The sequence below is a fragment of the Halorubrum sp. 2020YC2 genome (assembly GCF_018623055.1).
Classification (GTDB): domain Archaea; phylum Halobacteriota; class Halobacteria; order Halobacteriales; family Haloferacaceae; genus Halorubrum.
The window spans coordinates 767656-791175 of record NZ_CP076019.1 but is presented as its reverse complement, the minus strand read 5'-3'; the positions used below and the strand labels follow the sequence as shown (position 1 = coordinate 791175).

Here is a 23520-nt window from a genome sequence, read left to right as displayed (position 1 = left end):
TCCCGGTACGGTCCGGCGTCGGCTCGACCGCGGTTCGGGACGTTTTAAGTTCGACCCGCGCAACGGAGAGGCATGAACGTCGCGCTGGGAGGTACGTTCGACCCCGTTCACGACGGCCACCGCAAGCTGTTCGAGCGGGCGTTCGAGCTGGGTGACGTCACCGTCGGACTCACCGCCGACGATCTGGCGCCGGAGACCCGACACGTCGAGCGGTACGTCCGCCCCTACGAACGGCGCGAGCGCGACCTGGAGGCAGAACTCGCCCCGCTGGCCGACAGCCACGGGCGCGAGTACGAGATCCGGGAGCTGACGGAGCCGACCGGCATCGCGGTCGAGCCGGAGTTCGACGCGCTGATCGTCTCGCCGGAGACGGAGGCGGGCGGCGAACGCATCAACGAGATCCGCGCCGAACGCGGCCGCGACCCCCTCGAACTCGTCGTCGTCGACCACGTGGCGGCCGATGACGGCGAACGCATTTCCTCGACGCGAATCGTCGCGGGCGAGATTGACGAACACGGCAACCTCACCCCCGACCGCGAGGGCCGGGGCGCGACGCGACCGGAATGACGGGCGGCGAGACGGAGGGCGACGCGGGCGGGTCCGCGGCGCCCGACTCCGGCGTCGCGGCGCTTCGGCGGATCCTCTTGGGCGAGACGGGGTTCGAGCGCGCAGCGGTCTGGAGCGCGGTCGGACTCGCGCTGTCGTACGTCGCCTTCGACGCGACGGCCGCGCTCGGGGTCGGCGCCGCGGGGACCGCGGGCGCCCTCGCCGCGGTGACGGCGCTCGGCGCGCTCGCGTTCGTCGCGACGGGCGGCGGCGCGCTCCCGGCGGTGCTGCTCGCGTACGGCCCCTTCGCGGGAACTCTGCTCCGCGCGGTCGGACCGGAGCCGTACGTCCTCCCCCTCGCGGCCGGCGGCCCGAGCCTCTCCGCCGTCACCGCGCCGCTCGCGCTCGCCGTCGCGGTGGCGGTCGCGGTCGGCGCCGCCTCGGCCGTCGTCGGTTCCCTTCTCAGGCGGGTCGCGGCGTCGCGGTAGCCCCGCACGAGTCACGCTCGTCAGTCGTCGAGCGTTCCGTTCAGCACCTTCGCGGCGACGAGTATCGGGTCCCACACCGGGCTGAACGGCGGCGCGTACGCGAGGTCCAGCCGCTCGACCTCGGGCACCGTCATGTCCGCCTCGATCGCGGTCGCGAGCGTGTCGATCCGGATCGCCGCGCGGTCGGTGCCGACGACGCTCCCGCCGAGCAGGCGTCCCGTGTCGCGGTCGGCCACGAGCGTCACGTCCGTCTCGGCCGCGCCCGGGTAGTAGCCGGAGCGGGAGCCGGCGGTCACCGTCTCGCTGACCGGGTCGAAGCCGGCCGCGTCCGCCTCCTCGGGGTCCACGATTCCGACGCGGGCGGCCTCCGTGTCGAACGCCTTGACGGCCGCGGTGCCCGCGATGTCGCCTACCGGGGTCGGATCGCCCGCGACCGTCGCGCCGACGGCCCGCCCGGCGCGGTTCGCGGTGAGGCCGAGCGGCGTCCAGTCCGGCTCGCCGGTCACCGCGTGGCGCGCGGTCGCGCAGTCCCCCGCGGCGTACACGTCCGGGAGGCTGGTACGTCCGCGGTCGTCGACGCGGAGCGCGCCCCCCGGCCCGAGGTCGACGCCGGTGCCGTCGAGGAGGTCGGTGTTCGGCCGGATCCCGACGCCGACGACCGCCATGTCGACGGGGACCGTCTCGGCGTCCCCGTCGCTCCCGACCTCGATCGCTTCGATCCGGTCGTCACCGACGAGCGCCTCGACCGGCGTGTCCGTGTGAACGGTCACCCCCTCCGCTTCGAGCGCCTCCCGGACCCGGTTCCCGACCGGCTCCCCGAACGGCGAGAGGAGGTGTCCCGACCGGTGGAACACGTGGACCGAGAGCCCGCGCTCGGAGAGCGCCTCCGCGACCTCGACGCCGACGTACCCCCCGCCGACGACCGCGACGGTCCGGGGCGCCGGCATGGCCGCGTTGCGCTCGACGCGCTCGCGGTCGACCGCGCTCACGTCGGCGCGGTCGGGGTCGTACGCGTCCGGGTCGGCGACGTACGCGTCGATGGCGGCCGCCGCGTCCATGTCGTGTAGCGTGAAGGCGCCGTCGACGCCGCGCACGTCGAAGGGACCGGTCGTCGCGCGCGCTCCGGTGGCGACGAGCAGGTCGTCGTACGCCTGCTCGAAGCGGTCGCCGTCGGCCGTCTCGACCGTGACGCGCTTCGCGTCGGGGTCGACCGCGACCACCTCGCTGTCGCGCCGGAGGTCGATCCCGCGCTCGTCGACCTCGCTCGGTGACAGCGAGAGGAGGTCCGACATGCGGTCGACGTAGCCCGCGATGAAGTAGGGCATCCCGCAGTAGGCGTACGAGATCCACCGCCCCTTCTCGAAGACGACGACGTCGCGGTCGGGCGCCTCGCGCCGGAACTTGCTGGCCGCGCTCAACCCCGCCGCGTCGGCGCCGACGACCACGAACGGATCGCTCATGACTGGACATCGACGGGCCGGGTGAAAAAGTCACGCCGCCGGTGCGGCGCGGGTGCGTCACCGGGCGGGCGCGACCTCGCGCGGCCGTCGGCGGTCGAACCGCCACCGCACCCGGGGTCGCGCGCTCAGTCCTCGTCCGCCAGCCGGGAGAGCGTCTCGCGCGCGTTCTCGACGGCCTTCTCCTTTTTCGCCGGGTAGGCCTCGACCTTCGTGCGGACGGTGATCCCCGGGCCGAGCCGGACTTCGCCGCCGAACGCCGCCTGCTTGTCGAGGCGGAGGAACAGCGCGCAGTTGTCGTCGACCCGCTCGTCGAGTTCGTCGAGGATCCGGTCGAGGTCCTCCAGTTCGGAGAGCCGGTCGAGCACGTGCCGCATCTCGTCGGCGCGCTCGACGCGGGCCGAGAGCACGACGATCCGGTCCCCGTGGTGGCCGGCGTTCTCGACGCGGTCGAGTTCGACCTCCTCGGGCAGCAGGGAGTACAGCGCCTGCTCGACGCGTTTCACGTCCTCTGTGGCGTACGAGAACGCCCGGAGGTCGACGTAGTGGAAGGGGACTTTCGGCATGCGATACGGGTGGGGGCGGCGTTACTCCTCGCTCTCGACGGCGTCGAGCGCGTCCTCGGGGACGCCGGTCTCCTGCCCGTCCTCGAAGCTGACCGTGTACGTCGCGTCGCCGAACATCGTCTCCATCACCTGCGTGATCGTCCCCGTCTCGCCGTCGTACTCGCTGTGTTTGTCGTGGAGCACGACCTCGTCTTCCTTCTCGAAGCTCATGGCCTCTCGTTCCGGTGGGACGCTTAAAAGCGCGCGGATCCCGAGCGGCGCGCCGGGGAGCCGACAGGGGGTCACCGCGCCCCGCGGCGTCAGACGGCCGCGAGCAGCGCCGCCCCGAGCGCGACCGTCAGCGCGACGCCGACGGCGAGCCAGACGAGGGCGCTGTCGACGGCGAGCGCGACCGCGACCGCGGCGGCGACCGCGACCAGTCCGAAGGCGGCGCCCGCGACCCCGCCGCGCCGGACGAGGCGGTCGAGCGCGTTCACCGCGCGCTGCCGCGGCGGGGGGTCCGGACTCCGCTCCGGGGGCGCAGAGAGGGTCTCGTCGACGGCGACCGGCTCCGCCGGGGTCTCGGGCGACGGGTCGATCCGCACGTCGACGTAGCGCGTGTTCGACCCGTAGCCGGTGACGACCTTCAGCTTCCCGCGGACCGGTTCGTCGACGGCGGCCGTCGAGACGTGGACGTGCCGGGTGGCCTCGTCGGCGACGAAGTGGTTCACCTCGTCGACGGCGGTCACCCGGTCGAGTTCGTCGTCGAAGTGGAGGTGGACGTGCGTCGAGCGCCCGCTGTTCTCGAGCACGACCGGAAACGGCCCGTCCGCGGCGAACGAGTCCGGCGCGTCGATGTCGTGGACCGCCTCCCCGTTCAGTTCGACGTCGAGTGTCGGCACGGTCGAGACCACGACCCCGTACTAAAAAAAGATTCACACGAGCGAGGGGTTTCGGGGAGGGTGTCGCCCCCGTCGCCGCGGTCCGTCCGCGTCGGAGAGTCCTACGCCGCGGCCTCTTCGCGCATGTCCGGCGGCAGGAGGTTCGGAATCCCGTCCTCTATCGGGTACGTCTCGCCGCACTCGGCACAGGTAAGCGTCCCGGCGAGGACCTCCTCGTCGTCCGCGTCGTCGACGTCGAGTTCGAGGGTCGCCTTGTCGAGCGGACAGCAGATCACGTCCATCAGGGATTCCTTCATACCGCTCGGTTGGGTCGGACCGATAAAAAAGCGTGCGGGTCGCGCCCGCCGCGTCGCGTTCGGCACGTCCGACCGGTCCGGAAGGCGGCCGCGCCCGGCCCGGATAACAACCTCTTTGCCGCCGCGCGCCGCCTCCCGTGACATGAGCATTCCGGCGGAGCGGATCGAGCGGCTGTTCGCGCTCGCGCGCGAGGCGGTCGTCGACGACGAGTGCGACCGCGCCCGCGAGTACGTCGCCCGCGCCCGCCGTATCGCGGAGCGAAACCGCTGTGGGATCCCCTCTGAGCTCTCCAGACGCGCCTGCGACGACTGCGCCGTCTACCTCCGGCCCGGGAAGACGAGCCGCGTCCGGACGCGACCCGGGCGCGTGGTCGTCCGCTGTACGGAGTGCGGGTCGACGGCGCGGTACCCGTACGGGGAGTGAGAGAGGGGGAAGGAGGCCTCCGACTACTCGGCGCGCTCGCGCAGCCGTTCGAGCACCGAAATCGTCCCGTCCATGAACCCCTCCTCGATCAGCTCGCCGGCCGCCTCGCGCGCGGCGGCGTCCGCGTTGGCGACCGCGTACGACTCGCCGGCGACGCCGAACGTCGAGACGTCGTTCTCGCTGTCGCCGACCGCGACGAACGAGGCGGGGTCGAGCCCGAGCGCGTCGGCCACGACGCCGAGCGCCCGGCCCTTGCTCACGCCCGTCGACTTGACGTGGTAGGCGTAGCCGGTGTCGACGACCTCCACGCCGTCGACGGCAGCGGCGACCTCGCGCAGGAGCGCCGCGTCGGCGTCGGGCGAGAGCGCGACCTCCGTCTCGCGCCACCGGTTCACCGTGTCCCCGTCGCCCCAGCCGACCTCGCCGCCGCGCTCGCGGAACGCCTCGACGACGGCCCGCGCCGTGTCCGGGTCGCCCACGATAGTCGTCTCGCCGTCGGCGTACGCGACGCCGCCGTTCTCCGCGATCACCGTCTCCTCGCGGCCGAGGAAGTGGGCGAGCGCGACCGGGTACGGGAACGCCTTCCCGGTGGCGAACACGACCGGCGCCTCCCACGCGGGCAACAGCTCGAAGACCCGCGGGTCGATCCGGCCGGTCGGCGTCGTCAGCGTGCCGTCGATGTCGAGCGCGAGGGGCGGAACCATACCCGAGACTCGACGGCTCGACGACAACTGTCTTCCGTTCGATCGAGAGGGAGGGCTCCGACCCGGCTTGGCGGGCGTACCGGGTCGCCGGGCAAACCGACTTGACCCGGCAAGCGCGCCGGACCGGCCTATCCGGTCCGAGTCTGCCGGTCGAACAGCTCGCGGAAGACGACAGTCGGGAAGAGGGGCACGAGCCGGCTCGGCGGCCGACCCTTCCCGCCGCTCTGGTGGACGGTGACGCGTTCGAGCAGGCCGTCGTCGGCCTGCTCGTAGAGCACGCGCCGCACCGTCGACGCCGAGAGGTCGACGCCGGGGCGCGCCGCGATGGCCTCCGTGGCCGCACCCACCGTGGACCGCTCGTCGTCCGAGAGCCCGGCGAGCTCGTAGAGGAGCCGCTGGCGGCTCTCGGGCAGCGCGAGGACGCGACCCAGCGCCACCGAGGGGCGCGGAACTCCCTCAATCCCGGCGTCGACGTCGGCCGAGCGGACCGTCGACGCGCCGGCCCGCTCCGCGCTGACCGCCGCGCCCATCACGGCGGCGAGCGCGTCGTGGGCGTCGCCGGCGGACCACTCGACTATCTCGCGGATCTGGTCGTGGGAGAGCGCTTCGCGGCCGAGCCCGGTCGAGCACCGGCTCGTCAACAGCTCGACGAGGACGTGCCGGCGGTACTTCGCGAACTCGACGGTGGTCTCCGGTTCCCAGTCGATCGCGTCCGGCGGGTCGCGGCCGAGACACGCCGGAGCGAGCCGCTCGCCGACGTCGGTGAGCCAGTCGACGAGCGTCGCCGCGGTCGGGGTCTCCGGCTCGTTCGTGTGGTCGACCGCGACCACGAGGTCCGGGCCGGTGCGCATCGCGTCGCGCAGCGAGTCGGCCAGCTCCTCGGTCCCGATCCCGTGGTCGGGGACGGGCTCGTCGCTCATCGCGGCCAACATCTCGTGGTACAGCCGGAATCGGGTCGACGCACACCGAGCGTCGACGTAGACGAATCCGGGTATCGTCGGCTTGACCGCCCGGGTCGTCGTCTGGATCGCCTGTCGCGGGCCGCTGTGGGCCGCGAGGCGGTCGAACAGCGCGGAGACGACCGCCGACTTCCCGCTCCCCTTCGGGCCGTACACGTAGAGGCTCGGCGGGAGCGACCCGGAGAACGCGGGGGCGAACACGTCGAGCAGGCGCTCGATCGACGGGCCGCGACCGACCGGCGACTCGGTGTGCGAGACCGGCGAGACGGCCTCGAAGTCCGCGAGCACGCTCAGCCCGGTGTCGTAGCCGAGCCGTCGCTCGATACGGTCGTCGATGTTCACGGCCGACCCTCCGAGACGATCGAGGAAAACTGGTGCGAAACGGAGTCAATGCGCGGCTCGTCGCGGTCGAGAGCGGCGTCGCTCTCGGAACGGTCGCGTCGGCCGTCGCGTGTCCGGTCTGGTCTCATTGGTGTCCGGCGGCTTGGTCAGAGGGTGTTTCGCGCGTGGAACCGTCCTCGGCCGCTACGGGGAGGCCGACGCCGCGTCGGCTCCCGCGAGCGGGCTCAGAGGTACCCGGCGTTCGGCAGGACGCCGAGGATGCCGAGGATACCGACGACGAGCATCATGATCGCGATGGCCATCGCCGGCGGGTCCACGTGGGTTCCGGAGTGCGAGTAGAACATCCGCTGCGTGACCTCGCCCACGAGGCCGCTGAGCGCCCCGAGGACGCCGCCCGCGAGCAGCGCCACGACGCTGCCCGCGACGGGGTCGATGACGACCGCGCCGACCGCGCCGAGCAGCGTGATGTGGTGGGTCACCGGAATCTTCTCGACGCCGAGGTTGAGGAACAGCAGGCTGATGGCGGAGATGGCGTAGCCGAGGAAGATGCTCCCCGTCTGCAGCCAGATGTAGCCGCCGAGGATGCCGCCGACGAGACCGATGGCGGTGACGCCCGACCACTCGTACTGGTGCGGGAGCCACGGCTCGGTCGCGGGGCGACCGGCGTGTTCCTCGTCCGTGTCGGCCTTCGGGTGGTCCTCGCCGCGCTCGAACGGCGACATGTCGAGCAGTCCGTCGCCCGCCGGCTTCCCGACGATCGGGTACCCGAAGACGGGCCGAGCGAGGAACGCGGTCGCGAACACCGACACCGCGATGAAGTCGGTCGGCGGCGTCATCTCCAACACGTTGAGGAAGAGCCCGTTCGCGAGCTGGGTGATCAGCATCCCGAGCACGCCGAAGATCGCTCCGACGGCGAGGATGTCGGGCTTCGTGCCGAACGCGTACGTGATGTCCTTCCCGAAGTGGTACCCGCCGTCGGCGGGGTTCATTTCGGGGTACTTCTTGCCGGCGTACGCGGAGGCGGCCACGCCGCCCGCGAAGGCGATGTGCGGGCCGGTGATCGCCCCGAAGCCGATGACGCCGGTGATGCCGGCGGCGAGCTCGCCGGCCGGGATCGCCTCTGTCGCACCGACCTGCCGCTGGAGTATCCCGATACCCTCACCGAGGAAGACGACGAACCCGGTGAAGATGAACGCGGGCAGCGCGCCGATGGCGGCGCCGAACGCCCCGCCGGCGAGGGCGGTGATGAGGAGCAGCAGGAACGGCTCCACCTCCATCCCGATGACCGGGATCTGGAGCAGCAACTCGTTCATTTACTCCTCCTCCTCGTCGATCGCCCAGTTCTTCGAGCGCTCGACCGCGTCGTCCCAGCGGCTGTACAGCTTGTCGACCTCGCCCTGCGACTTCTCCGGGTTGAAATCGCGGTCGACCTGCCAGTTGTCGCGGAGCTCGTCGACGTTGTCCCAGTAGCCGACCGCCAGCCCGGCGGCGTACGCCGAGCCGAGCGCGGTCGTCTCGTCGACCTCCGGCCGCACGATGTCCGTCTGGATGATGTCGGCCTGGAGCTGACAGAGGAAGTTGTTCTTGACCGCGCCCCCGTCGACGCGGAGGCTCGTCATCTCGACGCCCGAGTCGGCCTCCATCGCCTCCGCGAGGTCGCGGGTCTGGTAGGCGATGCTCTCCAACGTCGCCCGGACGATGTGTTCTTTGGTGGTGCCGCGGGTCATCCCGACGATGGTCCCGCGGGCGCGGCCGTCCCAGTGCGGGGCGCCGAGCCCGGTGAACGCCGGGACCATATAGACGCCGTCGGTCGAGTCGACCGAGCTGGCCAGCTCCGCGGTCTGTGCGGCGTTGTTGATGAGGTCGACGTCCTCGAGGAACTCGATCGCCGCGCCGGCGATGAAGATCGACCCCTCCAGCGCGTACTGTACCGGTTCGCCGGACATCTGGAAGCCGACCGTCGTGAGCAGTCCGTTGTCGGACGCGACGGCCTCTTCGCCGGTGTTCATTAGGTAGAACGCACCGGTCCCGTAGGTGTTCTTCGCGTCGCCCTTGTCGAAACACGTCTGTCCGAACAAGGCGGCCTGCTGGTCGCCCAGCGCGCCCGCGACAGGGATTTCCTCGCCGAGGAAACCGTCGGCGTCCGTGTGCCCGTAGTAGTCCTCGTCGGAGGAGGGGCGTACCTCGGGCACCATCTCCTTCGGCACGTCGAACTCGTCTAAGAGCTCGTCGTCCCACTCCATCTCCCGGATGTTGTACAGCATCGTCCGGGAAGCGTTGGTGACGTCCGTGATGTGGTTGCCCGTCAGGTTGTAGATGAGCCACGAGTCGATCGTGCCCATGACGAGCTCGCCCTCGCGAGCGCGGTCACGCAGGTCGCCGCCGCGCGAGCTCTGCATCTTGAGCGGCTCCGCGTTGTCGAGTATCCACTCCGTCTTGGTCGCGGAGAAGTACGCGTCACATTCCAGCCCGGTCTTCTCGCGGATCTCCTCGACTTTCTCGTCCTCCTGAAGCTCCTCGACGCGGTCGGTCGTCCGGCGGTCCTGCCACACTAGGGCGTTGTGGACGGGGCGGCCGGAGTCTTTGTCCCAGACGATGGTCGTCTCGCGCTGGTTGGTGATGCCGATCGCTTCGAGCTGATCGGCCTCGAGCCCCGCGTCCGCGAGGCCGTCGAGGACGACCTGTTGGGTGTTCTCCCAGATCTCGATCGGGTCGTGTTCGACCCAGCCCGGGTTCGGGTAGATCTGTTCGTGCTGTTCGTATGCGTTCGCGACGACCTGGCCCTCGTGGTCGAACACCATGAATCGGGTACCGGTCGTCCCCTGGTCTATCGCACCGACGTACTGTGTCATGTTGTGGATCCCTCCTGTGGCGCTGGTCCGTGCGCGGCGGTGACCGGGTCACCCTCGCCGTCGAGGGCGACCCCAGTGCCGCGTTCGCCGTCGCGTCGCGCGACCGCTCGGGCAGACCCGTCCGGAGTCGGCCCGAGACGGCCGTGAGGCGCATCGGCCCCGTCGCGACATATCTTCACGGAAGCTACCACGCCGGTCGTGAACATAATGTACTACCATAATAATCTTCCTGTTGAAATCCGGATTTCTGCGTGAGTGAAAAAGTATGGTATATAAACTAATCGGCCGCGACAGCGATTACACCACTTGAATGACCCTGATAGTTATGCGTGGGGCACCTCGGGAGGTAAAGTAAAGTGGTCGTGGGACAAGGACCGCCCATGGACAGACAAGTTGACGTCGTCGTCGTCGGTGGGGGGTCGACGGGGTGCGGCGTCGTCAGGGACCTGGCGCGACGCGGACTCGACACGGTCCTCGTCGAGAAGGGGAACCTGACGCACGGGACGACCGGCCGGATGCACGGACTCCTCCACAGCGGGGGGCGCTACGCGGTCTCGGACCAGAAGAGCGCGGAGGAGTGTATCGAGGAGAACATGGTGCTCCGCGACATCGCGGCCCACTGCGTCGAGGAGACCGGCGGGCTGTTCGTCAAGCGACCGGAGGACTCGGAGGAGTACTTCCAAGAGAAGCTGGAGGGGTGTAAGGCGTGCGACATCCCCGTCGAGGTGATCGACGGCGAGGAGGCGCGCCGCCGCGAGCCGTACCTCGCGCGCGACGTCGAAAAGGCGATCGCCCTGCCCGACGGCGCGGTCGACCCCTTCCGGCTCTGCGTGTCGAACGCCGCGGACGCCCGCGAACACGGCGCGCGGGTCGAGACGCACGCCCCGGTGACGGACGTGCTCGTCGAGGGCGGCGAGGTCGTCGGCGTCGAGATAGAACACGAGACCGGTCCCGGGAAGCGCGTTCACCACGAGCCCGGGACGACAGAGGAGATCCGCGCGCGTCACGTCGTCAACGCGACCGGCGCGTGGGCGGGCAACGTCGGGGAGATGGCCGGCGTCGACGTGGAGGTGCGCCCCTCGAAGGGCGTGATGACGGTGATGAACACCCGGCAGGTCGACACCGTGATCAACCGGTGCCGACCGAAGGGCGACGCCGACATCATCGTCCCCCACGAGACGGCCAGTATCCTCGGCACGACCGACGAGGAGGTCGACGACCCCGAGGACTACCCCGAGGAGGACTGGGAGGTCGACCTGATGATCGAGACGCTCTCGGAGCTCGTGCCGGCGCTCGAAGACGCCCGCACGCTCCGCTCCTTTTGGGGCGTCCGGCCACTCTACGAGCCGCCGGGAACGGGCACCGAGGACCCGACGGACATCACTCGCGACTACTTCCTCTTGGACCACGGCGACCGCGACGACCTGCCGGGGATGACGACCATCGTCGGCGGGAAGCTCACCACCTACCGGATGATGGCCGAGTCCATCTCCGATCACGTCTGCGAGACGCTCGGCTACGAGGCGACCTGCGACACGGCCGACGCGCCGCTCCCCGGCTCGGAGAGCGAGGCGCGCATGGCGGAGCTGATGAACGAGTTCGGCCTCCGCTCGCCCGTCGCGCGGCGGTCGGGCCAGCGGCTCGGCTCGCGGGCCGACGACGTGCTCGACGAGTACGACCCGAACCCGATCGTCTGCAACTGCGAGAGCGTGACGCGCGCGGAGGTCCAGGACGCGATAGGGGAGGCCGGCTCCGACCTCAACGCCGTCCGCCTGCGGACCCGCGCCTCGATGGGGAACTGTCAGGGCGGCTTCTGTACGCACCGGATCGCGTCGGAACTCGCACAGGAGTACCCCGAGCCGGTCGTCCGCGACGCCGAAGACGAGCTGTATCAGGAGCGCTGGAAGGGCCAGCGCCACGCGCTGTGGGGCGAGCAGCTCTCGCAGGCGATGTTGAACCACCTGCTCCACGCGACGACGATGAACCGCGACGGCGACCCCGCGAACCTCGACGAGGAGGTCGACTTCGGCGCGTTCGACGCCGGAGCGGAGTCGCCGGACGCCGCCGGCGCCGACGAGTCGGGAGGCGAAGAGGGGACTGTGGCCGCCGACGGCGGCTGCGCAGGTGACGACGCGGCCGCCGAGGGGGACCGCTGATGGCGATAAACAGCGACGTCCTCGTGGTCGGCGGCGGCCTCGCCGCGGTCGCGGCCGCGGTGTCCGCCGCCCGCGAGGGGGCCGACGTGCGGCTCGTCTCCCACAAGGCGAGCACGCTGCGGCAGGCCTCCGGGCTGATCGACGCGCTCGGTTACGTCCCGGCGACCGAGCCGGCGAAGCCGCTGCGCGACGGGCCGCCGACCGCGGGCCGGAACCTCGACCCCGACGAGTGGCCCGACCCGGAGGGACCGCTCGCGGACCCGTTCGAGGGGATAGACCGGCTCCCCGAGTCGCACCCGTACCGGGTCGTGGGCGGCGACGCGCTCCGCGACGGGCTGGACCTGTTCGACGACCTCGCGGGCGACGCGTACCGCGGCGGCCACACCGAGCGCAACGCGCTCGTGCCGACGTTCGGCGGCGCGGTGAAGCCGACGGCGCGGTACCCCGCGGCCGCCGAGGCCGGACTCGCCAGCGACGACCGACCGATGCTGGTCGTCGGGTTCCGGTCGCTCACGGAGTACGACGCGCGCGCCTTCGCGGGGCGGCTGGAGGCCGCGGGCGTCCCGTTCGACGTCGCCGGCGCGGAAGTCGAGTTCGCGGAGGCGTTCCGCGCCGACGCGAAGATAACCCGGGTCGCGAAGGCGCTCGACCACGACGAGGAGATAGACGGCGTCCCCGCCCGCGAGGCGCTCGCGAAGGCGGTCGCGCCACACCTCCACGACGTAGTCGACGAGTCGGGCGGCGTCGACCGCGTCGAGCGCGTCGGCTTCCCGGCGTTCCTGGGTGACGACGAGGGCGACGAGGTCCGCGAGGAGCTCGCGGACCGGCTCGGCGCGGACGTGTTCGAGATACCGATGGGGCCGCCGAGCCTCCCCGGCCTCCGCTTAGAGGATCGGCTGTTCGACGCGCTCGACGCCGAGGGCGTCCGGTTCGAGACCGGCAACCCCGTCGTCGGCGTCGAGTCCGCGAGCGACGGGCGGGTGGAGACGGTCGCGGTCGACCGCAATGGGCGGACGACGCCGTACGGCGCCGACGCGTTCGTGCTGGCGACCGGCGGCCTCGTCGGGAAGGGCCTCGACTCGGACCGCGAGGGCGTCCGCGAGCCCGTCTTCGACCTCCACGTCGACCAGCCCGAGGACCGGTACGAGTGGTTCGTCGACGACGCGTTCGGCGATCAGCCGTACGCGCGGTTCGGGGTCCGACCCGACGAGCGGTGTCGGCCCGCCGACGCCGAGGGGAACGTACAGTACCAGAACGTGTTCGCGGCCGGCGGCGTCGTCGGCGGCGCGGACGCGGCGAGGGAGAAGTCCGCGAGCGGGGTCTCGCTCGCGACCGGCATCGTGGCCGGGCGGCAGGCGGCGACGGAGGCGAGCCAATGACACGACACACGGACGACGACGGAGACGCAGGGGACGCGAACGGGACGAACGAGCGCGGCGACGACCCCGTCGCGGAGCGCGCCGCCACCGACGGCGGCGTCGAGAGCGCCTCGGGCGGCGCCGAGAGCGCGACCGGCGGGACCGACTCGACGGAGCTCGACCCGGACGCGTACGACCCGGTCGACGTGTTCCCCGGCGGCGACCTCGACCTCCGTGAGGGGGCCGACTCCTGTTACAAGTGTACGAGCTGTGATACTTCCTGCCCGGTGGCGGAGGTCGACGACGAGTTCCCCGGCCCGAAGTTCCAGGGGCCGGAGCAGTGGCGGCTCAAGCGGAAGGAGGACCACGACATCGACGAGTCGATCACCTCCTGTTCGAACTGTATGCGCTGTGACGACGCCTGTCCCTCCTCGGTGCCGCTCTCGCAGATGCACAACGAGGCGCGCGGGCAGTACGTCGAGCGACAGATGGAGAAGCTCTCCGTCGAGTACATCCGGAACCGGATCCTGGCCAACTACCGCACCTCCGCGAGCCTCGCGAGCAAGTTCCCGCGCACGGCGTCGTTCGCGATGAACTTCGGGCCGGCGCGGTGGGCGATGGAGAAGGTGATGGGGATCCCCAAGGAGCGCGACTTCCCCGAGTTCGCCACGGAGACGTTCCGCGAGTGGTGGAAGGCGCGCGGCGGCGCGAAAGTGGAGAACCCCGACAAGCGAGTGGCGTACTTCCACGGCTGCTACTCCAACTACAACACTCCCGAGGTGGGCAAGGCCATGGTGCGCGTCTACGAGCACTTCGGCTACGAGGTGATGGTCCCGCCCCAGAAGTGCTCGGGCACGCCGATGTTCGCGAACGGAATGCTGGACGACGCCCGACGCCACGCTGAGACGAACGTCGAGAACCTCGTCGAGGCCATCGGGCAGGGCGCCGACGTGATCGCCTCCTGTACCTCCTGTTCGATGTCGCTCCGGCAGGAGTACCCCGAGCTGTTCGACCTCCACGGGATCGAGGACCTCGCGGAGCACACCTTCGAGGCGCTGGAGTACCTCCGGATCCACGAGGACTTGGAGGGCGAACTCGACGCCGCCGGCGGGCTGGACGACGAGCGCGCGTTCGCGTACCACGCGCCGTGTCACGCCCGGAATCAGGGGCTCTCGCGACAGGCCGTCGAGACGTTCCGCGACGTCGACGGCGTGACGATGGAGGACGTGGGCGACTCCTGTTCGGGCATCTCCGGCACCTACGGCTGGAAGGAGGAGAAGTACGAGAAGTCGATGGAGATAGGCGAGGAGATGTTCGAGCACATGGAGGACGCCGAGGGCGAGGTCGGCATGACGGAGTGTCCGACCTGCGCGATGCAGATGGAACACGGGACGGGGTACGAGATTGAACACCCCCTCCAGCTGTTGGAGGACGCGCTGGGCGCGTAACCGGTTCGGACGGCCGGTCGCCGGACCAGACCCGTTTCGGGGATCGGGACCTCCCGACCGCCCGACACGCCCGTTCTTAGATATGATAGCTACGCGGGAACCCTTATGAGTCGAACTCTCGCAGTCCGGACTACGTGACCCTCGAACGGTTTCTCGATCGCTTCGACGGACCCGAGCGCTCCGTGGTCATCGTCAACCGGACCGACCCGGACCCCACCTTGAGCATGCTCGTGGACACGTTCGGCGACGACGCAGTACGGGTGGTCGACGGCCGCGTGACCGACGGCGCGGGCGACGGCCGCGTGACCGACGGCGCGGGCGACGGCCACGTGACCGACGGCGCGGGCGACGGCCGCGTGACCGACGGCGCGGGCGACGGCCGCGTGACCGACGGCGCGGGCGACGGCCGCGTGACCGACGGCGCGGGCGACGGCCGCGTGACCGGCCGGTCCGTCGGTCTCACCGCGCGAGAACTGGCGAGGACCGGCGTGGTCGACCGGAACGGCGAGGCCGTCCCGTCGCTCGACGTCGAGGTGCTCCGCCGCCACGACGACGTCCCGTTCGACGGCGGCGACCCCGACGAAATCGAGAACCTCGTGTTGCTCATGGAGGGCGACGAGGTCGTGGCCGGGTCGACGCTGGACGAACTCGGTGACGCGGTGCTTTTCGTCAACTCCGACCTCTACACCACCGGCGCGCGGTCGCTCAGCGATATCGACCTCCCGTCCGTGATAAGCGGACTCGACGACGCGACGTTCACTCTCCGGGGGTACCCCGAGTCGAACCGACAGAAGCTGCTTCTCATCACCATCTCGCGGTTCATCGAGCGGGTGGCGTGGGTGGCCGGCGACGGCACCCTCCGCTCGTCGTTCCAGCGGCTCTCGCGTATCGACGACGAGGTCGGCACGCGGGCGGTGTACGAGCGCATCTCCGGTACGGCCGTCGACACGCACCTCTACGGGGTCCCGGACGATATTCCGGAGGACCTCGACGCGGTGATCCACGCCGGCGCCGAGCCGGACTTCACCGACAGCTGGTTCGTCGTGTACCGACCGCCCGAGGGGCCGCATTCGGCGGAAAGCGACCCGGAGAACGACCTCAAGCGAGGGGTAGAGGGGGGCGTCGGGCTCCTCGCGGTGGAGGCGGAGCCGCGCGTCTGGCGCGGCCTCTGGACGTTCGACGCGGATCGCCTCTCGCAGATGAACCGGTACATCGAGCGGAACCTGTAGGCTCGCTGTATATTTCTCCCGCCGAAGTCCGCCCGTATCCAACCCGTGCGTTCATATCCTCGGAGCGGTGACGGGCGGCCATGTTCACGGAGCGGTCCGCCCTCGTCGACGACGGACGCCCGATGCGCGGGTACGGCGTCGCGGTGACTCCCGGCCGCGACGGGCCGCTCGTCCTCGTCGCCGGCTACGGCGAACCGAACCGGCTGTACGCCCGAGAGGGCGACCGCTTTTCGGACACCGCCTGCGGCATCGTCGCGGACGGGACGCGCCACGGGATGGGCGTGTGCGCGGCCGACCTCGACGCCGACGGCTGCGAGGAGGTGTACGTCCACAACTGCGCGCGCGGCGTCGACGGCGGCGACCCCGACCTCCTCTTGAGCCGGCTGGAGGCCGACCGGTACCGCTGGACCGACGTGTTCGCGCGGGAGGTGAACGCCGACCGGCTCGACGTCCGCGCCGGCCGGTCGGTCGCCGCGCTCGACCGGCTGGGAACGGGTCGCTACGGCGTCGCCGTCTCCGGCTACGCCGCGCCGCTCGCGTTCTACGAACTGGGCGACGACGGCGAGGTGACCGACATGGCCGAGGCGGTCGGGCTGGAGGTGGAGAGCGGCTGTCGGTCGCTGCTCGCGGTCCCGTACCGCTCCCGCGAGGGGGACCTGTTCGCGGGCGTCGAGGGCGGCCCGAACCGACTGTTCAGCAACCGCGACGGCCACTACGCCCGGACCGACGGCGGTCCCGAGCTCTCGGACCCCGGCGGAGACACGCGCGGCGCCGCGCTCGTCGACGAGGGCGGCACGTTCGCGCTCGCGGTCGGCAACGAGGCGGCGCCGAGCCGCCTCCTGCGCTGTTCGCCCGGCGGCGGCTACGACGACGTGGCGCCGCCCGCGCTGCGCGACGCGGGCGCGGTCCGGACGGTCGTCGCTGCGGACTTCGATAACGACGGCCGCGAGGAGCTGTTCTTCAACGTCTGCGGCGCCGAGAACCGGCTGTTCGAACGGGTCGACGGGTCCGGCGAGCCGTCGCGCTGGGAGCCCGTATCCCTCGGCGCGGCGGCGGAGCCGGACGGGTTCGGCACCGGGGCGGTGGCGGCCGACCTCGACGGCGACGGGGCGCTTGAGCTCCTCGTCGTCCACGGAGAGGTCGCCGCGCAGCCGGTGACGGCCTACGGCGACCCGGACGCGCCGTCGGCCGGGTGGCTCCGCGTGCGCCCGACGACGCGTCAGGGCGCGCCGGCCCGGGGGGCGGTCGTGACGTTGGAGACCCCCGACGGCGTCCAGCGGCGGACGGTCGACGCCGGCGGCGGCTGCCTCTGTCAGACGGAGCCGGTCGCGCACTTCGGGCTGGGGGACGCGGAGCCGCTGCGCGTGGACGTGCGGTGGCCGGACGGCCGCGAGCGGACCGTCGTCGGCCCGAGCGCGGACCGCGAGATCACGGTCAAACACCCGTCGCGGAGGGCGACCGACCGCGACGCGCGGACGACGAGATAGCGCCCGAACGGTCTCGGCCGAGCCGTCGCGCGGACGGCCGCGACCCGTGGCCAGAACTTGCCGCCCTTCGCGGGTTCAAGTGCCCCCGGGCGTACGGTGAGGTATGGTGGATCCGACCTCGGAGCTCGAGGAGGACGTCGACGAGGAGTCCGCGCCGAGTTGCGCGACGTGCGGCGAGCCGGCCCTCGGGAGCGGTCACCGAACAATCACGTGGGTCGACGGCGACGACGTCGTCCACCGGCACTTCTGCTCGGAGTCGTGTCGCGCGGACTGGGACGACGAGCGACCGCCGGCGGCGGGGTGACCGGCGCGGCGGGGACGGCGACGCTCGGCGCGGCGACCGGCGGCGGCGGGAGGCTTTTTGCCCGCGGGGGTGGTAGCGTTCGGTATGATATCGCTCGACGAGGCCGTGACGGCCCGACTGGAGTCACACGGGGAGCGCTTCGAGGTCCTGATAGACCCCGACGCCGCGCTCGCGATCAAGCGGGGAGAGTTCGACGAGGACTTAGAGGAGGTCATCGCCGCGGAGGACGTCTTCGAGAACGCCTCGCGGGGCGACCGGCCGGCCGAGGAGGACTTAGAGACCGTCTTCGGCACGACGGAGCCGCTTGAGATCATCCCCGAGGTCGTCGAGCGCGGGGAGATACAGATCACCGCCGAGCAGCGCGCGGAGATGCAAGAGCGGAAGCACAACCAGCTCGTCACCACCATCACGCGCAACGCCGTGAACCCGCAGATGGACGACTCCCCGCACCCGCCGGAGCGGATCGAGCGCGCCCTCGAGGAGGCCGGGTTCCAGATCGACCCGATGGAACCGGTGGAAAACCAGATCGACGACGCGCTCGACGCGCTCCGCCCGGTGATCCCGATCCGGTTCGAGGAGGTGACGATGGCGGTGCAGCTCCCGGCCGACTACGCGGGATCCGGACAGGCGCAGATCAGGGAGTTCGGTGACCTCGAACGCGAGGAGTGGCAGAACGACGGCTCGTGGGTCGGCGTCCTCACCTTCCCCGCCGGCCTCCAGAACGAGCTGTACGACCTCGTCAACGAGGTCACCTCCGGGGAGGGGGACGCCCGGGTGGTCAAGGACAAAGACGAGCTTCGGACCCGCTGACGGCTCCTGACTCCCTTCGACACGACGCGAGCGCCCGCGCAGTTTCACCGCCTCCGGGAGCTTGATACCGACGGGACGCGGCTCGGATCGCATGCATCCACGCGCGGCGGAGTTCGAGGAGCGGGCGCGGGAACGGTACGGGGTCGACCTCGACGTGGTGGAGTTCGAGGCGGGCACGGAGACGGCGGCCGCCGCGGCCGACGCCGTCGGCTGCGAGACGGGCGCCATCGCGTCGACCATCGTCGCGGCGCTCTCGGGCCGCGAGCGAGACGGGGCGCTCGTCGCCGCGGTCACGAGCGGCGCGAACAGACTGGCTCTCGACGCCGTCGCTGACTACTTCGACGCCGACGCCGCCGAGATGGGCGACCCGAGTCGCATCCGCGAGGTGGTCGGCTGGAGCATCGGAGGCGTCCCGCCGATCTGTCACGACACCGCGGTCCCGACCGTCTTCGATCCGGCGCTGACCGAGTACGGCACCGTCTACGGCGCGGCGGGGACGCCGAGCGCGGTGTTCGCGGTCGACCCCGAGACGCTCGTCGGCCTCGCGGACGCGACCGTCGTCGACCTCACCGAGTGACTCGCGGCGTGGCTTCCCGTCGCGGGCACCGCCGGCGAGTTGTTAAGCCGAGACGCTCTCGACGCCCGAGTTATTAATATAGAGTTGTGAAATAACAACCTTTTTCTATTAATCGACGGTACCGATCGGTATGACTCACTCACGACGGTCGGTGCTGCGGCGGGGCGCCGGACTCGCGGTCGCGGGGACGGCGGCGTCGCTGGCGGGATGTTCCGGCGCCGCGGACGGCGGGTCCGAGGGTTTCGACTCCGGGTACGCGGCGTTCTTCACCCTCAACGACTGGGCGAACGAGGTCGCGGGCGACCGCGCGAGCTTCGAGGACCCCGTCGACGTGGGGCGGCTCGGCCACGGCTGGACCCCGGACGGGACCCTCGCCGCCGACGTCGCCGCGACGGACGCGTTCGTCTACCTCGACAGCCCGGAGTTCTCGTGGGCGCAGGACCTGGCCGGAACGCTCGAAGCCGACTACGACACGGTGGCCGTGATCGACGGGCTGGCCGGGCTGGAGGACGACCTCCTCGACTGGGACCACGCGCACGGCGGCGAAGACGAAGAACACGACGAGGGCGGCGAGACCCACGACGGAGAGGGAGGGAACCACGACGGAGAGGGGGAGGACCACGACGGAGAAGGAGGGAACCACGACGGAGAGGGGGAGGACCACGACGGAGGGGGCGAGGAGCCCCGGTACGACCCGCACGTCTGGGTCGACCCGGTGTTGGCCGCGGACGTCGTCGACACGATCGCAACGGGGCTGGGCGAGGCGGACCCGGACAACGCCGACGCGTACGCCGACAACGCCGACGCGTACGCCGAGGAACTCGGCGCGGTCGACGACGCCTTCGAGTCGATCGCGGAAGACGCCGCCCGGGACGTGGCGGTGCTGGCGGGCCACAACTCCTTCCAGTACCTGGAGGCGCGCTACGGCTTCCGGCTCCGCTCGCCGGTCGGCGTCTCGCCGCAGAACGAGCCGACGCAGTCGGAGATCGCCGACACCATCGACCTCGTCGACGACGAGGGGATAGACGTCGTGCTGTACGACCGCTTCCAGTCGCCCCGGCTCGCGGAGTCCATCGTCGAGAACAGCGACGCGACGGAGGCGCTCCCGGTCACGCCCGCGGGGGGAACGACCCGCGAGTGGAACGACGCCGGGTACGGCTACCTCGAACAGATGACCGAGATCAACGTCCCCGCCTTCGAGCGGGCGTTCGGCGCGCAGTGACCCGGTCTCCCAACGAGCGCGCGGTGCTCGCCCCCGAGACCGACCGCCGCCGCGACGCCGGAGTAAAAGAGCTAAACGTGCGGCCGGCTCAGATCGGAGACACATAGTGAGCGCAATCGTCGACCTCGACGGCGTGACGTTCGCCTACGGCGACACGGTCGCCGTGAGAGACGTCTCTCTGACGGTCGAGGAGGGCGACTTCCTCGGGCTGGTCGGGCCGAACGGCTCCGGGAAGACCACCCTGCTCCACCTCATGCTCGGCCTCCACGAGCCCGACGAGGGGTCCGTGGAGCTGTTCGGCCGCCCCGTCGACGAGTTCGACGACGGCGGCCGGATCGGCTACGTCTCCCAGAAGGCGACGAGCCGGGGCGGCGCGATGCCGGTCACCGTCCGCGAGTGCGTCACCATGGGCCGGTTCGCGCACGCCGGACGGGGGCGGCTCTCCGAGGCCGACCGCGCCGCCGTCGCGGACGCGATCGAGACCGTCGGGATCGGGGGCCTGACCGACAGGCTCGTCTCTGAGCTGTCCGGCGGGCAGAAGCAGCGGGCGTACATCGCGCGGGCCCTCGCGAGCGACGCGGACCTACTCGCGCTGGACGAGCCGACCGTCGGCGTCGACGCCGAGTCGCGCGACGCGTTCTACGCCCTCCTCGACGACCTCAACGGCGAGGGGATCACCGTCATGCTCATCGAGCACGACATCGGCGTCGTCACCGACCGCGCGAACCGCATCGCCTGTATCAACACCGAGCTGTACCACCACGGGGACACCGAGTCGTTCGTCGAGAGCGACGCGCTCGCGGAGGCGTACGGCACGACCGGACAGGTCGTTCACCACCACCACTGATGAGCGGAGAGACACCGGCGGACGGCGGCGACTCGACACGGTCCGAGCGTCGCCCCCGCCAAGAGAGAGGGCTCCGCCGGACCGCGGAACTCGCCGGTATCGGCGTCACCGCGGTCGTCGCGGCCGTCATGCTCGGATTCGTCCTGCTGTACTGGGCACAGGACCTCCCGGTGGCGAGCGACCTGTACGCCGCGTTCCGCTCGCTCGGGCGGGGGATGGACGCCGCGTTCGGCACGAACGTCTTCCGGCACCCGATCATGTGGCAGTCGATGGCGGTCGGCGTGCTCGTCGGCGTGGTCGCGCCCCTCGTCGGCTCGTTCCTCGTCCACCGCGAGATGGCGCTGATCGGGGAGACGCTCGCGCACACGGCGTTCGCCGGCGTCGCGGTCGGAATCCTCGTCACCTCCTCAACTGGGTGGAACGGGTCGCTGCTGCTCGTCGCGCTCGTCGTCGGGGTCCTCGGCGCGCTCGCGGTCCAGTGGCTCACCGACCGCACCGACGCGTACGGCGACGTGCCCATCGCGATCATGCTCAGCGGGAGCTTCGCGGTCGGCACCCTGATCATCAGCTACGGCGACGGGCTCACGGGAGTGAACATCCAGGGATACCTGTTCGGGAACCTCGCAGTCGTCACCCCCGAGGGAGCGCGGCTGATGGGCGCGCTCTCGCTTCTCGTCGTCGCGGGCGTGGCGCTGACGTACAAACAGCTCGTCTTCATCACCTTCGACGAGCAGGCGGCGCGGGTCGCACAGCTGAACGTCACCGGCTACAACACCCTGCTCGTGGTGTTGACCGCCGTCGTCGTCGTCGGCGCGATGCAGGTGCTCGGCGTCATCCTCGTCGCCGCGATGCTGGTCGTTCCCGTCGCGGCCGCCTCGCAGGTCGCCCGGAGCTTCCGCGAGACGGTGTACCTCGCGGTGATCTTCGGCCAGCTGTCGGTGCTCGGCGGCTTCGCGGTCTCCATCGGTCTCGGGCTCCCCTCCGGGGGATCCATCGTCGTCACGGCCATCGCGGTGTACCTCGCGAGCATCGTCGGCTCCGGCTTCTCCGTGAAGGCCATCTCGGCGCACGGATGAGTTCGATCGACCGCGCGAGCCTCGGGAGCGGCGCGCGCGCCGCGCCCGTCCGGTTTCCACAGACCCTTATGTCGCGGCCGCGACCCGCCAGTATGGGAGACACCGAGACATACACGATCAGCGGTCCCGACGGTGACGAAGAGTCGTTCGAACTGCCCGCCGGCCTCGTCGACGTCCTCAGCGAGCAGGGCGAGCCGGCGACCGCCGTCGTCTCCGACGTGGTCGTTCAGGCGATGGCCCAGCAGGCGCACGTCATCGTCCACCACAGCGAGGGCGACGTGCCCGAGGACATCGCACAGATGGAGGAGACGGCCGCGGAGCTGTTCGAGGAGCGGTTCGGACAGCCTCTCGAAGAGGCGCTCGGCCACTCGCATTAACAGAGTCGACGCCGCAGTTCACCCGAACAAGTTCGCCCGACCGGCCGCTTAAGCCGGTCGAGACCGTATCTTTTCGTATGCCTACCGACCCGGACGACGCCGACGCGCCGGTGTTGATCTTCGACGGCGACTGTCCCTACTGCTCGGTCGCGGCGGTCGCGCTCCGCCGGCTCGACGGCGTGGTCGCGGTCCCGTGGGAGGCCGACCCGGTCGGGCCGTTCCTCGACGCGCAGTTCGGCTCGCGCCCGTTCGCGATGGTGCTCGTCGACCCCGCAGAGCGCCGGGTGTACGCCGGTCGGTCGGCGGCCGAGGAGCTGGCCGGCCGCGCCGGGACGCCCGGGATCGTCGGCGGACTCGTCCGCGACAACTACGACGCGATCGCCGGCGTCGTCGGCGCGCTGTCGGGCCGCGACCGCGACCCGGCGGACTTCCACGACACCTACCCGCTCGACGGCGACGCGGGCGAGATGGTGACCTCGCTCCGGACGGCCGCCGACGAGGCGCCGGCCGCGCTGTCGTGAGGGCGGCGACACCTCCGGGGGTTGGCGCCGCGACAGGCGACGTCCCGTCGGTCGACGCTCCGGCGGCGATCCGTCGATGAGCGACGCCGACGGCGGCAGCTACACGCTCGTCGTCGCCCTCACGGACGACGCGACGCTGTCGGCGGGCGCGCTCGGGGAACACCGGTTCCCGGCCGGCGCGTACGCCTACACGGGGAGCGCGCTCGGCTCGGGCGGCTTCTCGCGGGTGGACAGACACCGCCGGACCGCGCGCGGCGACCACGACGTCCGCCACTGGCACGTCGACTACCTGCTCGGGCACCCGGCCGCGCGGATCGACCGCGTCGTCCGGAGCGTCAGCGTCGACGTCGAGTGCGCGGTCGCGGAGCGGCTGCCGGCCGGGCCGATAGCGGGGTTCGGCGCCTCGGACTGCGGCTGTCCGAGCCACCTCGCGAGCGGCGACCGGGACGAGACCGCCGAGTGCGACGGCGATGCCGGCAACGCCCTCGACGCCCTCGCGGAGCGCGCGCTGGCGGCGCACGAGGCGGCGGTCGCGGAGACCGACGACTTAGACGCGACCGTCGAGGTCGTCGCGGGTTCAGAGGAGTAGGGCC

The 23520-nt window shown here is 71.1% G+C and carries 26 protein-coding genes; 17 read left to right on the top strand and 9 right to left on the bottom strand.

Annotated elements, in window-relative coordinates; genetic code table 11:
* Positions 1-72: 72 nt before the first annotated feature.
* Together KI388_RS03895 and KI388_RS03890 are read left to right on the top strand one after the other, a co-directional pair.
* Positions 73-567 carry a phosphopantetheine adenylyltransferase gene (locus KI388_RS03895; RefSeq protein ID WP_215088070.1) on the top strand — a complete coding sequence of 165 codons (495 nt, stop codon included), beginning with the start codon at positions 73-75 and terminating at the stop codon, positions 565-567.
* On the top strand, positions 564-1034 hold the full coding sequence (locus tag KI388_RS03890; protein WP_215088069.1) for a hypothetical protein: 471 nt from the start codon (positions 564-566) through the stop codon (positions 1032-1034). Before KI388_RS03895 ends, KI388_RS03890 begins: the two co-directional genes overlap by 4 nt.
* A 20-nt stretch (positions 1035-1054) precedes the next feature.
* On the opposite strand, the gene KI388_RS03885 is transcribed toward KI388_RS03890, so the two are convergent.
* From KI388_RS03885 to KI388_RS03865, 5 genes are all read right to left on the bottom strand, one after another.
* Entirely contained in the window at positions 1055-2494 is a 1440-nt protein-coding gene (locus KI388_RS03885) for an FAD-dependent oxidoreductase (protein WP_215088068.1), read from the bottom strand.
* 125 nt (positions 2495-2619) lie between these two features.
* Positions 2620-3057: an RNA-binding protein gene (locus KI388_RS03880; protein ID WP_215088067.1), complete on the bottom strand. Its 438-nt coding sequence runs from the start codon at positions 3055-3057 to the stop codon at positions 2620-2622.
* A gap of 21 nt (positions 3058-3078) precedes the next feature.
* Positions 3079-3267 (bottom strand): hypothetical protein, encoded by a 189-nt coding sequence (locus KI388_RS03875; RefSeq protein ID WP_004050211.1) that lies wholly within the window; start codon positions 3265-3267, stop codon positions 3079-3081.
* Positions 3268-3356: 89 nt separating this feature from the next.
* Positions 3357-3938, bottom strand: coding sequence for a hypothetical protein (locus KI388_RS03870; RefSeq protein WP_215088066.1), 582 nt, complete (start codon positions 3936-3938; stop codon positions 3357-3359).
* A gap of 101 nt (positions 3939-4039) precedes the next feature.
* Positions 4040-4234: a methytransferase partner Trm112 gene (locus KI388_RS03865; RefSeq protein ID WP_215088065.1), complete on the bottom strand. Its 195-nt coding sequence runs from the start codon at positions 4232-4234 to the stop codon at positions 4040-4042.
* A gap of 142 nt (positions 4235-4376) precedes the next feature.
* Between KI388_RS03865 and KI388_RS03860 the strand changes: the two genes are divergently transcribed.
* Positions 4377-4658, top strand: coding sequence for a ribonuclease P (locus KI388_RS03860; RefSeq protein WP_215088064.1), 282 nt, complete (start codon positions 4377-4379; stop codon positions 4656-4658).
* A 23-nt stretch (positions 4659-4681) separates the two neighbouring features.
* Here KI388_RS03860 and KI388_RS03855 read toward each other — a convergent pair whose 3' ends face one another.
* From KI388_RS03855 to glpK, 4 genes are all read right to left on the bottom strand, one after another.
* Positions 4682-5362: an HAD-IIB family hydrolase gene (locus tag KI388_RS03855; protein WP_215088063.1), complete on the bottom strand. Its 681-nt coding sequence runs from the start codon at positions 5360-5362 to the stop codon at positions 4682-4684.
* A gap of 128 nt (positions 5363-5490) precedes the next feature.
* Positions 5491-6663, bottom strand: a complete 1173-nt coding sequence (locus tag KI388_RS03850) for an AAA family ATPase (protein ID WP_215088062.1) — start codon at positions 6661-6663, stop codon at positions 5491-5493.
* Between the two features lie 224 nt (positions 6664-6887).
* Positions 6888-7976, bottom strand: coding sequence for a hypothetical protein (locus KI388_RS03845; RefSeq protein WP_215088061.1), 1089 nt, complete (start codon positions 7974-7976; stop codon positions 6888-6890).
* Entirely contained in the window at positions 7977-9515 is a 1539-nt protein-coding gene (glpK, locus tag KI388_RS03840) for a glycerol kinase GlpK (protein WP_215088060.1), read from the bottom strand. It abuts the gene before it with no gap.
* Between the two features lie 380 nt (positions 9516-9895).
* On the opposite strand from glpK, the gene glpA reads away from it, so the two are divergent.
* The 14 genes from glpA to KI388_RS03770 all read left to right on the top strand — a co-directional run bounded on the left by glpA (position 9896) and on the right by KI388_RS03770 (position 23516).
* Positions 9896-11671 (top strand): anaerobic glycerol-3-phosphate dehydrogenase subunit GlpA, encoded by a 1776-nt coding sequence (glpA, locus tag KI388_RS03835; RefSeq protein WP_215088059.1) that lies wholly within the window; start codon positions 9896-9898, stop codon positions 11669-11671.
* Positions 11671-13050 (top strand): glycerol-3-phosphate dehydrogenase subunit GlpB, encoded by a 1380-nt coding sequence (gene glpB / locus KI388_RS03830; RefSeq protein ID WP_215088058.1) that lies wholly within the window; start codon positions 11671-11673, stop codon positions 13048-13050. Before glpA ends, glpB begins: the two co-directional genes overlap by 1 nt.
* On the top strand, positions 13047-14477 hold the full coding sequence (locus KI388_RS03825) for an anaerobic glycerol-3-phosphate dehydrogenase subunit C (protein WP_215088057.1): 1431 nt from the start codon (positions 13047-13049) through the stop codon (positions 14475-14477). The genes glpB and KI388_RS03825 overlap by 4 nt, the downstream gene beginning before the upstream one ends.
* 134 nt (positions 14478-14611) lie before the next feature.
* Positions 14612-15706, top strand: a complete 1095-nt coding sequence (locus KI388_RS03820; protein ID WP_215088056.1) for a hypothetical protein — start codon at positions 14612-14614, stop codon at positions 15704-15706.
* A gap of 80 nt (positions 15707-15786) precedes the next feature.
* Positions 15787-17193, top strand: coding sequence for a CRTAC1 family protein (locus KI388_RS03815; RefSeq protein ID WP_215088055.1), 1407 nt, complete (start codon positions 15787-15789; stop codon positions 17191-17193).
* A 103-nt stretch (positions 17194-17296) separates the two neighbouring features.
* The gene (locus KI388_RS03810; protein ID WP_215088054.1) at positions 17297-17497 is read left to right on the top strand and encodes a hypothetical protein; all 201 of its coding nucleotides are present in this window, start codon (positions 17297-17299) and stop codon (positions 17495-17497) included.
* 84 nt (positions 17498-17581) lie between these two features.
* On the top strand, positions 17582-18307 hold the full coding sequence (locus KI388_RS03805; RefSeq protein WP_215088053.1) for a ribosome assembly factor SBDS: 726 nt from the start codon (positions 17582-17584) through the stop codon (positions 18305-18307).
* Between the two features lie 91 nt (positions 18308-18398).
* The gene (locus tag KI388_RS03800; RefSeq protein WP_215088052.1) at positions 18399-18884 is read left to right on the top strand and encodes a YbaK/EbsC family protein; all 486 of its coding nucleotides are present in this window, start codon (positions 18399-18401) and stop codon (positions 18882-18884) included.
* Between the two features lie 130 nt (positions 18885-19014).
* Positions 19015-20106: a zinc ABC transporter substrate-binding protein gene (locus KI388_RS03795; RefSeq protein WP_215088051.1), complete on the top strand. Its 1092-nt coding sequence runs from the start codon at positions 19015-19017 to the stop codon at positions 20104-20106.
* Positions 20107-20212: 106 nt separating this feature from the next.
* Positions 20213-20953, top strand: coding sequence for a metal ABC transporter ATP-binding protein (locus KI388_RS03790; protein ID WP_215088050.1), 741 nt, complete (start codon positions 20213-20215; stop codon positions 20951-20953).
* The gene (locus KI388_RS03785) at positions 20953-22029 is read left to right on the top strand and encodes a metal ABC transporter permease (protein WP_215088049.1); all 1077 of its coding nucleotides are present in this window, start codon (positions 20953-20955) and stop codon (positions 22027-22029) included. The genes KI388_RS03790 and KI388_RS03785 overlap by 1 nt, the downstream gene beginning before the upstream one ends.
* Before the next feature lie 92 nt (positions 22030-22121).
* Positions 22122-22406: a hypothetical protein gene (locus tag KI388_RS03780; protein WP_215088048.1), complete on the top strand. Its 285-nt coding sequence runs from the start codon at positions 22122-22124 to the stop codon at positions 22404-22406.
* A gap of 77 nt (positions 22407-22483) precedes the next feature.
* Positions 22484-22927, top strand: a complete 444-nt coding sequence (locus KI388_RS03775) for a DUF393 domain-containing protein (protein WP_215088047.1) — start codon at positions 22484-22486, stop codon at positions 22925-22927.
* 76 nt (positions 22928-23003) lie between these two features.
* On the top strand, positions 23004-23516 hold the full coding sequence (locus KI388_RS03770; protein WP_215088046.1) for a GIY-YIG nuclease family protein: 513 nt from the start codon (positions 23004-23006) through the stop codon (positions 23514-23516).
* Positions 23517-23520 lie beyond the last annotated feature (4 nt).

Bases quoted from the DNA above. Each gene is read 5' to 3' on its own strand.
- KI388_RS03895 (WP_215088070.1), top strand. From the start codon at position 73: ATGAACGTCGCGCTGGGAGGTACGTTCGACCCCGTTCACGACGGCCAC.
- KI388_RS03890 (WP_215088069.1), top strand. From the start codon at position 564: ATGACGGGCGGCGAGACGGAGGGCGACGCGGGCGGGTCCGCGGCGCCC.
- KI388_RS03885 (WP_215088068.1), bottom strand. From the start codon at position 2,494: ATGAGCGATCCGTTCGTGGTCGTCGGCGCCGACGCGGCGGGGTTGAGC.
- KI388_RS03880 (WP_215088067.1), bottom strand. From the start codon at position 3,057: ATGCCGAAAGTCCCCTTCCACTACGTCGACCTCCGGGCGTTCTCGTAC.
- KI388_RS03875 (WP_004050211.1), bottom strand. From the start codon at position 3,267: ATGAGCTTCGAGAAGGAAGACGAGGTCGTGCTCCACGACAAACACAGC.
- KI388_RS03865 (WP_215088065.1), bottom strand. From the start codon at position 4,234: ATGAAGGAATCCCTGATGGACGTGATCTGCTGTCCGCTCGACAAGGCG.
- KI388_RS03860 (WP_215088064.1), top strand. From the start codon at position 4,377: ATGAGCATTCCGGCGGAGCGGATCGAGCGGCTGTTCGCGCTCGCGCGC.
- KI388_RS03855 (WP_215088063.1), bottom strand. From the start codon at position 5,362: ATGGTTCCGCCCCTCGCGCTCGACATCGACGGCACGCTGACGACGCCG.
- KI388_RS03845 (WP_215088061.1), bottom strand. From the start codon at position 7,976: ATGAACGAGTTGCTGCTCCAGATCCCGGTCATCGGGATGGAGGTGGAG.
- glpK (WP_215088060.1), bottom strand. From the start codon at position 9,515: ATGACACAGTACGTCGGTGCGATAGACCAGGGGACGACCGGTACCCGA.
- glpA (WP_215088059.1), top strand. From the start codon at position 9,896: ATGGACAGACAAGTTGACGTCGTCGTCGTCGGTGGGGGGTCGACGGGG.
- glpB (WP_215088058.1), top strand. From the start codon at position 11,671: ATGGCGATAAACAGCGACGTCCTCGTGGTCGGCGGCGGCCTCGCCGCG.
- KI388_RS03825 (WP_215088057.1), top strand. From the start codon at position 13,047: ATGACACGACACACGGACGACGACGGAGACGCAGGGGACGCGAACGGG.
- KI388_RS03815 (WP_215088055.1), top strand. From the start codon at position 15,787: ATGTTCACGGAGCGGTCCGCCCTCGTCGACGACGGACGCCCGATGCGC.
- KI388_RS03810 (WP_215088054.1), top strand. From the start codon at position 17,297: ATGGTGGATCCGACCTCGGAGCTCGAGGAGGACGTCGACGAGGAGTCC.
- KI388_RS03805 (WP_215088053.1), top strand. From the start codon at position 17,582: ATGATATCGCTCGACGAGGCCGTGACGGCCCGACTGGAGTCACACGGG.
- KI388_RS03800 (WP_215088052.1), top strand. From the start codon at position 18,399: ATGCATCCACGCGCGGCGGAGTTCGAGGAGCGGGCGCGGGAACGGTAC.
- KI388_RS03795 (WP_215088051.1), top strand. From the start codon at position 19,015: ATGACTCACTCACGACGGTCGGTGCTGCGGCGGGGCGCCGGACTCGCG.
- KI388_RS03785 (WP_215088049.1), top strand. From the start codon at position 20,953: ATGAGCGGAGAGACACCGGCGGACGGCGGCGACTCGACACGGTCCGAG.
- KI388_RS03780 (WP_215088048.1), top strand. From the start codon at position 22,122: ATGGGAGACACCGAGACATACACGATCAGCGGTCCCGACGGTGACGAA.
- KI388_RS03775 (WP_215088047.1), top strand. From the start codon at position 22,484: ATGCCTACCGACCCGGACGACGCCGACGCGCCGGTGTTGATCTTCGAC.
- KI388_RS03770 (WP_215088046.1), top strand. From the start codon at position 23,004: ATGAGCGACGCCGACGGCGGCAGCTACACGCTCGTCGTCGCCCTCACG.